The 12,219-nt window shown below is 71.1% G+C and carries 11 protein-coding genes; 7 read left to right on the top strand and 4 right to left on the bottom strand.

Going from position 1 to position 12,219, the window contains the following annotated elements; translation table 11 throughout:
* Nucleotides 1-128 precede the first annotated feature (128 nt).
* The 4 genes from galE (at nt 129) to idi (ending at nt 4,412) form a co-directional block, all read left to right on the top strand.
* On the top strand, nt 129-1,112 hold the full coding sequence (gene galE / locus AC068D_RS03305; protein ID WP_478821199.1) for a UDP-glucose 4-epimerase GalE: 984 nt from the start codon (nt 129-131) through the stop codon (nt 1,110-1,112).
* A 142-nt stretch (nt 1,113-1,254) separates the two neighbouring features.
* On the top strand, nt 1,255-2,196 hold the full coding sequence (locus AC068D_RS03300) for a cation diffusion facilitator family transporter (protein ID WP_478821198.1): 942 nt from the start codon (nt 1,255-1,257) through the stop codon (nt 2,194-2,196).
* Between the two features lie 214 nt (nt 2,197-2,410).
* Nucleotides 2,411-3,685, top strand: coding sequence for a GNAT family N-acetyltransferase (locus AC068D_RS03295; protein WP_478821197.1), 1,275 nt, complete (start codon nt 2,411-2,413; stop codon nt 3,683-3,685).
* Nucleotides 3,686-3,818: 133 nt separating this feature from the next.
* Nucleotides 3,819-4,412, top strand: coding sequence for an isopentenyl-diphosphate Delta-isomerase (gene idi / locus AC068D_RS03290; RefSeq protein WP_478821196.1), 594 nt, complete (start codon nt 3,819-3,821; stop codon nt 4,410-4,412).
* 4 nt (nt 4,413-4,416) lie between these two features.
* Here the strand turns inward: idi and AC068D_RS03285 are convergent, their stop codons facing one another.
* The gene (locus tag AC068D_RS03285) at nt 4,417-4,890 is read right to left on the bottom strand and encodes an ATP-binding protein (RefSeq protein ID WP_478821195.1); all 474 of its coding nucleotides are present in this window, start codon (nt 4,888-4,890) and stop codon (nt 4,417-4,419) included.
* 53 nt (nt 4,891-4,943) lie between these two features.
* Nucleotides 4,944-5,672, bottom strand: coding sequence for an HdeD family acid-resistance protein (locus tag AC068D_RS03280; RefSeq protein WP_478821194.1), 729 nt, complete (start codon nt 5,670-5,672; stop codon nt 4,944-4,946).
* A gap of 90 nt (nt 5,673-5,762) precedes the next feature.
* On the opposite strand from AC068D_RS03280, the gene AC068D_RS03275 reads away from it, so the two are divergent.
* Nucleotides 5,763-6,536, top strand: coding sequence for an enoyl-CoA hydratase/isomerase family protein (locus tag AC068D_RS03275; protein ID WP_478821193.1), 774 nt, complete (start codon nt 5,763-5,765; stop codon nt 6,534-6,536).
* Between the two features lie 24 nt (nt 6,537-6,560).
* On the opposite strand, the gene AC068D_RS03270 is transcribed toward AC068D_RS03275, so the two are convergent.
* Together AC068D_RS03270 and AC068D_RS03265 are read right to left on the bottom strand one after the other, a co-directional pair.
* Entirely contained in the window at nt 6,561-7,205 is a 645-nt protein-coding gene (locus AC068D_RS03270) for a DJ-1/PfpI family protein (protein ID WP_478821192.1), read from the bottom strand.
* A 121-nt stretch (nt 7,206-7,326) separates the two neighbouring features.
* The gene (locus tag AC068D_RS03265; RefSeq protein WP_478821191.1) at nt 7,327-8,307 is read right to left on the bottom strand and encodes a GlxA family transcriptional regulator; all 981 of its coding nucleotides are present in this window, start codon (nt 8,305-8,307) and stop codon (nt 7,327-7,329) included.
* 120 nt (nt 8,308-8,427) lie between these two features.
* Here AC068D_RS03265 and AC068D_RS03260 point away from each other — a divergent pair, with 120 nt between their 5' ends.
* Together AC068D_RS03260 and AC068D_RS03255 are read left to right on the top strand one after the other, a co-directional pair.
* Nucleotides 8,428-9,291 (top strand): SCO6745 family protein, encoded by an 864-nt coding sequence (locus tag AC068D_RS03260; protein ID WP_478821190.1) that lies wholly within the window; start codon nt 8,428-8,430, stop codon nt 9,289-9,291.
* 121 nt (nt 9,292-9,412) lie between these two features.
* Nucleotides 9,413-11,791, top strand: a complete 2,379-nt coding sequence (locus AC068D_RS03255; RefSeq protein WP_478821189.1) for a Tex family protein — start codon at nt 9,413-9,415, stop codon at nt 11,789-11,791.
* Nucleotides 11,792-12,219 lie beyond the last annotated feature (428 nt).

The following is a 12,219-nucleotide window of genomic DNA, read 5'->3' as shown; positions in this document are numbered from 1 at the left end:
GGCCTCCTGCTCCGTCCGGGGCACCGCCGCAGCCACGGGCCGGCCCGCCACGGCCCGGCCTAGATCATCATCGTCGATCGGTACCGTGCCCCACAAACCGCGTCCCGCGACCGCCTAGGGTGGCGGCTATGACTTGGCTGATCACAGGTGGCGCGGGGTACATCGGGGCCCATGTGGCGCATTCCATGACCGAGGCCGGGGAGCGGGTCGTCGTCCTCGACGACATCTCCACGGGCGTCGCGGGACGACTGCCCGCGGGCGTGCCCCTGGTGCACGGTTCGGTGCTCGACCGGGGGCTGCTGGACCGTGCACTGGCCGACCACTCCGTCACGGGTGTGGTGCATCTCGCCGCGAAGAAGCAGGTCGGCGAGTCCGTCGAGCAGCCGCTTCGCTACTACCGCGAGAACGTGCATGGCCTCACAGTCCTGATGGAGGCCGTGGTCGACGCCGGCGTGAAGCGTTTCCTCTTCTCGTCCTCGGCCGCCGTGTACGGGGTCCCCGATGTGGAACTCATCACGGAGGACACCCCCGCGGTGCCGATCAACCCCTACGGCGAGACCAAGCTCGCCGGTGAGTGGCTGGTACGGGCGGCGGGGCAGGCCCATGGCATCGCGACGGCCTGTCTGCGCTACTTCAACGTGGCCGGCGCGGCGCGGCCCGAACTCGCCGACACCGGCGTGTTCAACATCATCCCGATGTTCTTCGACCGGATCACCAGGGGCCAGGCCCTGCGGATCTTCGGCGACGACTACCCGACCCCGGACGGCACGTGCGTCCGCGACTACATCCATGTCGCCGATCTCGCCGACGCCCATCTCAGTGTGGCCCGCCGTCTGGCCGCCCAGCACGGCGCCGGGGACCTCACCGTGAACATCGGCCGCGGCGAGGGCGTGTCCGTCCGTGCCCTCGCACGCCTCGTCGCCGAGGTGACGGGGCACGGCACCCCCGCCGTGGTCGAGGCGCGCCGTCCCGGTGATGCGGCGAGGGCTGTCGCCTCGGTCGAGCGGATCGCCAAGGAACTGGGATGGACGTCCTCGCTCGGGGTGCGCGAGATGGTCGAGTCGGCCTGGGAGGGCTGGCTGCTCCGCCACCCCGAGGCAGCTGCGCACTGATCGCCACCCCACTCTGACCTGCAACATCATTGCAGGTCAGAGCACATGACAACGGTGTTCAGCTTCGTGTTGCCCGATACCCCCCACCCGTAGTTCACTGGCCATTCGGACAGATCATCGGAATGATCCGGGAGGCATCGCCATGGGGGCTGGGCACGACCACGGACACGCGCACGGCGGGTTGCCGCCGACGGGCACCGCGGCCGCCGCCTACAAGGGGCGCCTGCGGATCGCCCTGGGGATCACGCTGGGCGTGATGGCTCTGGAGATCGTGGGCGGGATCCTCGCGGACTCACTGGCCCTGATCGCCGACGCCGCGCACATGGCCACGGACGGCCTCGGCCTCGGCATGGCGCTGCTCGCGATCCATTTCGCCAACCGCCCCGCCGATGCCCGCCGCACCTTCGGCTTCGCCCGCGCCGAGATCCTCGCGGCGCTCGCGAACTGTGTGCTGCTGCTCGGAGTCGGCGCCTTCCTCCTGTACGAGGCGGTGGAGCGTTTCATCACCCCGGCCGAGACCAAGGGCGGCGTGGCCATCGCCTTCGCTCTCGTCGGCCTGATCGCCAACATGGTCTCCCTGTCCCTGCTGATGCGGGGCCAGAAGGAGAGCCTGAATGTGCGCGGGGCCTATCTGGAGGTCCTCGCGGACGCCCTCGGCTCCATGACGGTGCTGATCTCGGCGGTGATCATCCTGACCACCGGCTGGCAGGCGGCGGACCCGATCGCCTCGCTGGTGATCGGCCTGATGATCGTGCCGCGCACGCTCAAGCTGCTGCGGGAAACGCTGAACGTCCTGCTGGAGGCTGCGCCCAAGGGCGTCGACATGGACGAGGTGCGCGAACACATCAGGGCGCTGCCGGGGGTGGAGGACGTCCACGACCTGCACGCCTGGACCATCACCTCCGGCATGCCGGTGCTCTCCGCCCACGTCGTGGTGGCGCAGGACGTGCTCAACGGGATCGGCCACGAGAAGATGCTCCACGAACTGCAGGGCTGTCTCGGTTCCCACTTCGATGTCGAGCACTGCACATTCCAGCTGGAGCCCAGTGGTCATGCCGCGCACGAGGCCGGGCTCTGTCACTGACGGCTGCTACATTGGCGCGCACCCGTGATCTTGAGAGGAGCTGAGGTTGATGACCGCCGCGACGGAGTCCCCCTGCGCCCTGCGGCATGAGGGGACCAGCTGCGCACAGCGCCCGGTCCGTCATCGTCCTCCGGGTTCCCGGCTCTGCTGAATCCGTACGCCGACCTGAGTCCGTGCGTCGGCCGGGGCCCGCTCACTCAAAGGGTTTCCCACGTTGTCCGACAACGCCCGCCGCAACAGCGGCGCAACCGAATCCGTGCACGAAGCGTTCTTCACCCTGCACCACGGCCTGCCCCGGCAGGGGCCGGGTTCCGACGACACCACCCGCCGGCTGCTCGGGACGGCGGGGCCGCTGCCGCCCCGGCCGCGCGTGCTCGATCTGGGCTGCGGCCCCGGCCGCGCCGCGCTGCTGCTGGCCGACGAGGCCGGGGCCGAGGTCACGGCCGTGGATCTGCACGAGCCGTTCCTCGAGGAGCTGCGGCAGGCCGCGAACGACCGCGGTCTCGGCGAGCGCATCCACACCGTCCATGCCGACATGGCCGAACCGCCCTTCCCTGACGGGTCCTTCGACCTGGTGTGGGCGGAGAGCTCGGCGTACGCGATCGGCTTCGGCACCGCTCTCCACCGCTGGCGGCGGCTGCTCGCACCCGGCGGCACGCTCGTCGTCACCGCATGCGAGTGGACTTCGGACGAGCCCAGCGCCGAGGCCCGCGCCTTCTGGGACGAGCACTGTGCGCTGCGCACGACCGCCCAGAACACCGCGACCGCCACCGCGGAGGGCTACACCGTTCTCGGTGTCCACCGACAGCCCGACAGCGACTGGGCCGAGTACTACGGTCCGCTCGGCGAACGGGCCGCCGCCGCCGACCCCGCCGCCCCCGGAATGAGCGAGGCCCTGGCCGGCACCCTGGCCGAGATCGCCATGCGCCGCGAGCACGGCTCGGATTACGGCTGCACCGGCTACGTGCTGCGACCCGCCGATTCCCGCTGGCCGACCCGTCCGGAGACGGCGGCCGACATCCCGGCCGTGCGTGCGGTCAACACGGCGGCGTTCCCGACGCAGGACGAGGCCGACCTCGTCGACGCGCTCCGTGCCGACGAGTCGGCCTGGCTGCCCGGCCTCTCGTACGTCGCGGAGGCTCCGGACGGTTCGGTGGCGGCGTACGCACTGCTCACGCGGTGCCGGGTCGGGGGGACGCCTGCCCTGGCACTGGCCCCCTGCGCCACCGCCCCCGTCCATCAGCGGCAGGGCGCGGGCACGGCGGTGATCCGGGCCGTACTCGACGCGGCCCGGGCGCGCGGCGAACGGCTGGTCCTGGTTCTGGGCCATCCGGAGTACTACCCGCGCTTCGGTTTCGAACCGGCTTCCCGGCTGGGGATCACGGCAGGTTTCGATGTGCCCGACGAGGCGATGATGGCGCTCGTCCTGGACGGTTCCACGGGTTTGCCGCAGGGCACGATCACCTACCCGGGAGCCTTCGGAGTCTGACCCGTCGTCCGCGCCCGCCACGCGTGGACGTGGCGGGCGCGGACATGCCCAAGGGCGGTGAAGTGCGGACAAGCCGCTTTTGTACGGCAGACTGGGTTGGCCCCAGGGCCGAGGACCGAAGCAAAGGATGGCCATGCCGACCACACCCGCAACCGCGGCGAACAGCTCGCCGAACGGCACCATGCAGCCGATCTTGCTCGAACTGGTCGACGAGAGCGGCCGCACCATCGGCACCGCGGAGAAGCTCTCCGCCCATCAGGCCCCCGGTCAGCTGCACCGGGCGTTCTCCGTGTTCCTCTTCGACGAACACGGACGGCTGCTGATCCAGCGCCGCGCACTCGCGAAGTACCACTCGCCCGGCGTCTGGTCGAACACCTGCTGCGGGCACCCCTACCCGGGGGAGGCCCCGTTCGCCGCCGCCGCCCGTCGGACCCATGAGGAGCTCGGCGTCTCACCGTCGCTGATGGCGGAGGCCGGCACGGTTCGGTACAACCACCCGGACCCGGCATCGGGCCTGGTGGAGCAGGAGTTCAACCACCTCTTCGTGGGCCTCGTGCAGGCCCCGCTGCGACCGGACGAGGAGGAGATCGGCGAAACGGCGTTCGTGACGGCGGCCGAGCTCACCGAACGGCACGCCCGGGACACCTTCTCCGCGTGGTTCATGACCGTGCTCGAGGCGGCGCGCCCGGCGATCAAGGAACTCACCGGGCCCGGCAGGGGCTGGTAGCCGCCTACAGCGGCACCTGGCCACGGGCACCGGCAAAGGCGAGCGGCAGCGCGGCCCAGATGATCTTTCCACCGGTCGCGGTGTGCTCGACGTCGCAGGACCCGCCGGCCTCCCGGGTGATCTCCTTGACCAGCAGCAGCCCGCGGCCACCGGTCTGTGCATAGTCGGTCTCCAGCGCCTTGGGCCGGTACGGGTGGTTGTCCTCGACAGCCACCCGGATCCACTCGGGGCCGATCGCGACCTCGACGGCCAGCTCGGGCGAGAGCAGGGCCGCATGCCGTACGGCATTGGTCACGAGCTCGGAGACGATCAACAGCAGCCCGTGCAGCAGCTCGTCGTGGAGCGGTGCACCCTGGCGCCGGATCAGATCGCGGACCGCGTGTCTGGCCTGGGGCACGGAGGCTTCGAGCGCGGGTGCGGTGAACCGCCAGACGCCCTCGTACGCCAGCCGCGCCGGGACGCTCCCGGGGCTCTCCATAGTCCCGCACCCACCCTCGTGAATTGTGGTCAGGAAACCCGTTGACTACGTGACTAATGAGTGTGGGAACGGGCTGGTCCATACCGGCGCGCTGAACACAAGTCAGCGACTATCGACGGAATCCGATCGGGATTCATGTGGCTGCGTCGTGTGCGCGACCAGTCCTGATCTTCTTCTGTCGGCTTCCCTGACGAGCCTGTGTTCCCCCCGCCCGCCCCCGCCGGTTCCGCCACCATGCCCACGATCCGACGGCCTCCCACGCCGACGGCGATCAGCCCGAGGCCGTCGAAGAGCAGCGCCAGCGAGAAGAAGGCGCCCAGCACATAACGGCTGCTCTCGGGCCAGTCGAGGAGTACCAGCACACCCAGCAGCAGGCCGAACGCGCCCTGGAGCAGTGTCCAGCCGAACTGCGGCCCCCGCACCACCACGCTCCCGACGAGCCGGAACAGCCCTCCGGTCAGGAACAGCAGGGCGGCGAACATCGTCAGCGCCTCGGCGCTGCCCTCCGGATGCCGGATGACGACCACACCGGCCGCGATGTTGAGCGCGGCGACCACCACCGCGAGCCAGAAGAAGTTGCTGCCGCGCGACTCGATCGCGTGCAGCAGACCGACCAGGCCACCGATCAGCAGCAGCCAGCCGAAGAGCAGCATCGAGGTCAGCGTCGCCACACCGACGTAGATCAGACCGGCCACTCCGCCGACGACGAGAACCACACCGAGCGCCGCCAGCCGGCCGAGACTCCGGCGGAGCTTCCTGGTCTCCCGGGTGGGACCGGCCATCCGTGCCTCCTCGTCGCACCCCCTGCCTGATCACAGGTTCGGGGCGGGCCGCCGGCATCCGGCGTACGGAGCGCCGATAGCATCCGGCACATGGACCGTACGGAGTCGGAGCAGGGTCGGGTCTCGGCCGAGGTGGTGGCCGGAGTCGCCACCGTCGTCATCGACAATCCCGGCAAGCACAACGCGATGACCGCCGCCATGTGGCGTGCGCTGCCGCTGGTGCTCGAGGGGCTTGCGCACGACCCACAGGTACGGGCCCTGGTCCTGACCGGTGCGGGCAGCACCTTCTGCGCCGGTGCGGACATCTCGTCCCTGCGCGCGCATGCGCCGGGCGCCGAGGAGGACCCGCAGAGTCTGGCGGTGCGGGCGGAGGAGGCACTCGCGGACTTTCCCAAACCGACCCTGGCGGCCGTGCGCGGCTACTGCGTCGGCGGCGGCTGCCAGTTGGCCGCGGCCTGTGACCTGCGGTTCGCGGAGGAGGGCGCATCCTTCGGCATCACCCCCGCGAAGCTCGGGATCGTCTACCCGGCGTCCTCGACGAGGCGGCTGGTGTCTCTCGTCGGACCGGCGACGGCGAAGTACCTGCTGTTCTCGGGCGAGTTGATCGACTCCTCACGGGCGCTGCGCACCGGTCTGGTGGACGAGGTACTGCCGGAGGGGGAACTCGGCAAGCGCGTGGCCGAGTTCACGCGCGTGCTCACCGGCCGGTCCCAGCTGACGCAGGCAGCCGCGAAGGAGTTCGCCGCGGGGCGGACCGACCGTGACGCCTACTGGACCGGGCAGGCGCGCGGCAGCGGCGACTCCGCGGAGGGGGTCGCCGCCTTCCTGGAGCGCAGGCCGCCACGCTTCACCTGGACCGTGTGACGGCCGCCGCGGCCCGGGGGACGATCACTGTTCCGCGACCAGGACCCGGTCGGCCTCCCCACGCCAGAACGCCACGATCTCGGCCGGTGCCTTGTCCGGGGAACCCGCGTCGTACGGCGGCTGCGGGTCGTACTCGGTGAGCAGTTGCACGGTCTGGGCGACCTGGTCGCCTGCGAGCCTGCCCAGCAGATGCAGAGCCATGTCGATACCGGACGAGACGCCGGCCGCGGTGACGTACTTGCCGTCGAACACGACACGCTCGCCCGTCGGCTCCGCACCCAGTGCGGGGAGATCGTCCAGGGCCAGCCAATGGCTCGTCGCCCGGCGGCCCTTGAGCAGCCCCGCCCCGGCGAGCACGAGCGAACCGGTGCAGACGGACGTCGTCCAGCTGCTGGTGGCGTCGGCCGCACGGAGCCAGTCGAGGATCGTCCGGTTCGTCATCGCCTGCCGCGAACCGGGGCCACCAGGTACGACGATCACGTCCGGCGCGGTCACATCGGCGAGGCCACGCTCGGCGACCAGGGAGAGGTTGTCCTGGTCGTTGCGCACCGGCCCCGCCTGCTCGGCCACGAAAACGGTCTCGGCTCCCGGGAGCCGGCTGAGCAGTTCGAACGGGCCGACCGCGTCGAGGCTGGTGAAACGGTCGTAGAGCAGGATCGCGATCTGCATGGGATTCCCTCCCGGTTCGGGGCGCCGGTCCAGGCGCCGGTTTCCGACTGCGGCTTTCCGGCTGCGGCTTTCTCGCAGCCGGTTGTTCTCACTGGCGGTTGTTCTCAGGTGCCGGTCCGCTTCACTGGCGCGGGACGGCCTCGTGGACGGGTGCGTGGAAACGGCGGCGGTACTCGGCCGGTGCGGCGCCGAGCGACTTGACGAACGCGCGGCGCATCGCCTCCGGGGTGCCGTATCCGCAGGCGCGCGAGATCTCCTCGATACCGTCGCCGGTGTCCTCGAGGAGCCTTCGCGCATGCTCCAGACGGACCCGGTCGACGTACTTGCCGGGCGTGACGCCGGTCTCCGCGCGGAAGACACGGGCGAACTGACGCGGTGAGAGCCGGGCGCGGGCCGCCAGCGACTCCACCGACAGATCACCGTCCGGGTGCTCGCTGATCAACCGCTGCACCTCGCGCACCGGGTCGCGCTGCGCGGTCTGGGCGGCCAGCTGGGCACTGAACTGCGACTGATTGCCAGGGCGGCGCAGAAACACCACGAGGTGGCGGGCGATGTTCAGCGCCGTCTCGCGTCCGAGGTCCTCCTCGACCAGGGCAAGGGCGAGGTCGATACCTGCGGTGACCCCCGCGGAGGTGGCGATCCTCCCGTCCCGCACGAAGATCGGCTCGGGTCGGACGTCGACCGTGGGGTAGGTGCGCGCAAGGTGGTCGCAGACGGACCAGTGCGTGGTCGCGCGGTGTCCGTCGAGGAGCCCCGCCTCGGCCAGCAGCAGTGCGCCGGTGCAGACGGATACGAGGCGTTCGGCGCGCGGGGCCTGTGAGCGCAGCCAGTCGATCAGCGCGGGATCGGGGTGGCGGGTGCCCTCTCCGCCCGGGACGACGAGTGTGTGCGGCAGCGCCTCGTCGCCGAGTGCCCCGTCCGGGAGCAGGGCGAGCCCGCTGGACGTGCGCACGGGCCCGCCGTCCAGGGAGGCGGTACGGATGCGGTACGTGAACGGCGCACCCGGATGCTTGTTGGCGCCCGCGAACACCTCCAGCGGGCCGGTGACGTCGAGACTCTGTACACCGTCGAACAATGTGATGAGCACGATTCGCTCTGGCATACGTCCATCGTCGGGGCCTGCACCGATGGCCGCAATGACGATTCCCCCACCTTTTCTGCCACCGGTTCGAAGATGCACCCACCCTTCCCGTCATACCGACCAGTCGGTAACGTGTCATCCATGACCTCTCTGCCCTCGCACGCGGGACGCCGCTGTCACAACGCCCTCAACCCGATGCACTCCACCGTGTACTTCTCGCCGGACCATGCGAAGGAGCTCGCCGGACTCGGCATCGAGGACACGAGCGCCGCGTACTTCGCGGGCCGGGCCGCCGCCATGGGCGCCGTCGGACCGGGCACCGTGGCAGCGACGTTCTACAACTTCAACCACGAGCTGATAGCCCGGCACCTCCCGGCGGTCTGGGAGACCGCCGCACCGGCGGCCGTGCTCGATGCCCGGATCAGGGCCGTCGACACCACGCTCCGACGGCTGCTCGGCGATGAGCTGGTGGCCTCCGAGGAGATGGCCGAGGCCGCCCGGCTGGCCCTGCGCGCCGCCGAGGCCTGCACCCGGCATGCCCGTCCGCTGTATGCGGCGCACGCCGACCTGCCCGTGCCCGACCAGCCCCATCTCGCCTACTGGCACGCCGCGACACTGCTCCGCGAGCACCGCGGCGACGGACACCTGACCGCGCTGCTCTCGGCCGGGCTCGACCCGGTGGAGGCGCTGGTGAGCCACAGCGCCACCGGCAAGGGCATGTCCATCCGCTGGATCCTCGCGAGCCGTGGCTGGCGACGCACCGACTGGGAGGCCGCGTCGGACCGGCTGCGCGAGCGCGGGCTGCTCGACGCGGAGGGCGGGCTGACGGAGGCGGGTGCCGCGCTGCGGGCGGAATTGGAGGAACACACCGACCGCCTCGACGCAGCCCCCTATGAGCACCTCGGCTCGGCGAATGTCGAACGCCTCACCGAGCTGGCACGCGACTTCCTGACGACCGCGGTCGCGGCCGGTGCGTTCCCGGCCGACCTCAACGGCACGCGCTGACCCCGGAGGGGGCACGCGACAGGGCACCCCGCCACCCGGCAGAATGCAGGCGAAGAGGCCGCGCGGACGTGAGTGCGGGGCCTCCAGGCACAGCCAGCATCAGAAGGCGAGTCGGGGAACCGTGACGACGTCCATCGAAGGCAGGATCGCCGAGGAGCTCGGCGTACGCGAGCGGCAGGTGAAGGCGGCCGTCGAGCTGCTCGACGGCGGATCGACCGTGCCGTTCATCGCGCGCTACCGCAAGGAAGCGACCGAGATGCTCGACGACGCGCAGCTGCGCACACTCGAGGAGCGGCTGCGGTATCTGCGGGAGCTGGAGGAGCGGCGGACCTCGGTCCTCGAGTCCGTGCGCGAGCAGGGCAAGCTCACCGACGAGCTGGAGGCGCAGATCCGGGCGGCCGACACCAAGGCGCGCCTGGAGGACATCTATCTGCCGTTCAAGCCGAAGCGGCGCACGAAAGCGCAGATCGCCCGCGAGGCAGGTCTGGAGCCGCTGGCCGAGGGGCTGCTCGGTGACCCGTCGGTCGAACCGCTGGCGGCCGCGTCGGCGTTCGTGGACGCGGACAAGGGCGTTCCGGATCCGGGCGCCGCGCTGGAGGGCGCCCGGGCGATCCTGGCCGAGCGGTTCTCGGAGGACGCCGACCTCATCGGCGAACTGCGCGAGCGGATGTGGACGCGTGGCCGGTTCTCGGCGAAGGTGCGGGAGGGCAAGGAGGAGGCGGGTGCGAAGTTCGCCGACTACTTCGACTTCTCCGAGCCGTTCACCGAACTACCCTCGCACCGGGTGCTCGCCATGCTCCGCGGTGAGAAGGAGGACGTCCTCTCGCTGGAGATGGAGCCCGAGGAGCCCTCGGACGAGCCGGGCCCCTCCACGTACGAGGGCATGGTCGCCCGTCGCTTCGGCGTCGCCGACCGGGGCCGGCCGGCCGACAAGTGGCTGGCGGACACGGTGCGGTGGGCATGGCGGACGCGGATCCTCGTCCATCTCGGAATCGACCTGCGGCTGCGGCTGCGGACGGCGGCGGAGGACGAGGCGGTACGGGTCTTCGCGGCGAACCTGCGGGACCTGCTGCTCGCCGCCCCGGCGGGCACACGGGCGACGCTGGGCCTGGACCCGGGATTCCGTACGGGTGTGAAGGTCGCCGTGGTCGACGCGACCGGCAAGGTCGTCGCCACGGACACCATCTATCCGCATGTGCCCGCCAACAAGTGGGACGAGTCCCTGGCGACGCTGGCGCGGCTCGCCAAGCAGCACGCGGTCGACCTGGTCGCGATCGGCAACGGCACGGCGTCCCGGGAGACGGACAAGCTCGCAGCCGACCTCATCGCCAAGCACCCCGAACTGAAGCTCACCAAGGTGATGGTGTCGGAGGCCGGCGCCTCCGTGTACTCCGCGTCCGCGTTCGCCTCGCAGGAACTGCCCGAGCTCGACGTCTCGCTGCGCGGCGCCGTTTCGATCGCGCGGCGGCTCCAGGACCCGCTCGCGGAGCTGGTGAAGATCGACCCCAAGTCGATCGGCGTCGGCCAGTACCAGCACGACCTGTCCGAGGTGAAGCTGTCGCGCTCGCTGGACGCGGTGGTCGAGGACTGTGTGAACGGCGTCGGCGTCGACGTCAACACGGCGTCCGCACCGCTGCTTTCGCGGGTGTCGGGCATCGGGGCGGGGCTCGCCGAGAACATCGTTGCGCACCGCGACGCGAACGGTCCGTTCCGGTCGCGCAAGGACCTCAAGGGCGTGGCCCGGCTGGGTCCGAAGGCCTACGAGCAGTGTGCGGGCTTCCTGCGGATCCGCGGCGGCGACGACCCGTTGGACGCCTCGAGCGTGCACCCCGAGGCGTACCCCGTGGTGCGGCGGATGGTGAAGACCGCGGGCAGCGAGGTGGCCGGGCTGATCGGCAACACGTCGGTGCTGCGTTCGCTGCGCCCGGACGACTTCGTCGACGAGACCTTCGGTCTTCCCACCGTGACCGACATCCTGCGTGAGCTCGAGAAGCCGGGGCGCGACCCACGGCCCGCGTTCAAGACGGCGACCTTCAAGGAAGGCGTCGAGAAGATCTCCGACCTGGCGTCCGGGATGGTGCTGGAGGGGGTCGTCACGAACGTCGCGGCGTTCGGTGCGTTCGTCGACGTCGGCGTCCACCAGGACGGCCTCGTGCATGTCTCCGCGATGTCCCGCACGTTCGTCAAGGACCCGCGGGACGTGGTGAAGCCGGGCGATGTGGTGAAGGTGAAGGTCCTCGACGTCGACATCCCGCGCAAGCGGATCTCACTGACCCTGCGTCTCGACGACGAGGCGGCGGACCGTCCGGCGACCCGTCCGGCGGGCGGCGGCCAGCGGCGCGAGCGCGGCCAGGGCGGCCGCCCGCCCCAGCAGCGCCAGGGTGGTGCGGGCCGTGGCGGCGGTCGCCCGGCCCCCGCGCCGGCGAACAGCGCCATGGCCGACGCCCTCCGCAAGGCGGGCCTCCTCGACCCGAATCAGGGCGGCGGCAGGCGGGGCTGACCCACCCCGGTGCGGGGCGGCAGCTGTGCCGCCCCGCACCGGCACACGGACGGCGGACGACGCGGGCCTCCCGGGGTCCGAGAAGGGCCGTCGGCTCCGTCGGCGCAAGCCGCGCGCCGACGGCCGGGCACGCGGGTCGCCGCCCGCCCGGTCGTCGTCACCGGCACCACGAGATCACGCCCACGTCGTCATCCGCAGCACCACAGGGTGATCCCGACGCCGGAATCACACACCTCCGGCGCCCCGGCCGGCGCAGATGCCAGGGACCTTCCGGCAGCACGCCGCAGATCACCGGTGTCGCAGGTGCACCGCCCGGGGTGGCTGCCGCCCATCGTCGAACGGGCCGCACGCGGCACGTGCGGCCCCCTGGGTCCCGTCCGGGCGGTCTTTGAGGATCGGCCCGCGGTGTCGAACGCATGGGGTCTCCC

The organism is Streptomyces sp. NPDC043861, from assembly GCF_056435905.1.
The sequence above is the reverse complement of the archived record's forward strand: the minus strand, read 5'-3'. Positions and strand labels throughout refer to the sequence as shown.

Coding starts and splice junctions, on each gene's coding strand:
- galE (WP_478821199.1), top strand. CDS start 129: ATGACTTGGCTGATCACAGGTGGCGCGGGGTACATCGGGGCCCATGTG.
- AC068D_RS03300 (WP_478821198.1), top strand. CDS start 1,255: ATGGGGGCTGGGCACGACCACGGACACGCGCACGGCGGGTTGCCGCCG.
- idi (WP_478821196.1), top strand. CDS start 3,819: ATGCCGACCACACCCGCAACCGCGGCGAACAGCTCGCCGAACGGCACC.
- AC068D_RS03285 (WP_478821195.1), bottom strand. CDS start 4,890: ATGGAGAGCCCCGGGAGCGTCCCGGCGCGGCTGGCGTACGAGGGCGTC.
- AC068D_RS03280 (WP_478821194.1), bottom strand. CDS start 5,672: ATGGCCGGTCCCACCCGGGAGACCAGGAAGCTCCGCCGGAGTCTCGGC.
- AC068D_RS03275 (WP_478821193.1), top strand. CDS start 5,763: ATGGACCGTACGGAGTCGGAGCAGGGTCGGGTCTCGGCCGAGGTGGTG.
- AC068D_RS03270 (WP_478821192.1), bottom strand. CDS start 7,205: ATGCAGATCGCGATCCTGCTCTACGACCGTTTCACCAGCCTCGACGCG.
- AC068D_RS03265 (WP_478821191.1), bottom strand. CDS start 8,307: ATGCCAGAGCGAATCGTGCTCATCACATTGTTCGACGGTGTACAGAGT.
- AC068D_RS03260 (WP_478821190.1), top strand. CDS start 8,428: ATGACCTCTCTGCCCTCGCACGCGGGACGCCGCTGTCACAACGCCCTC.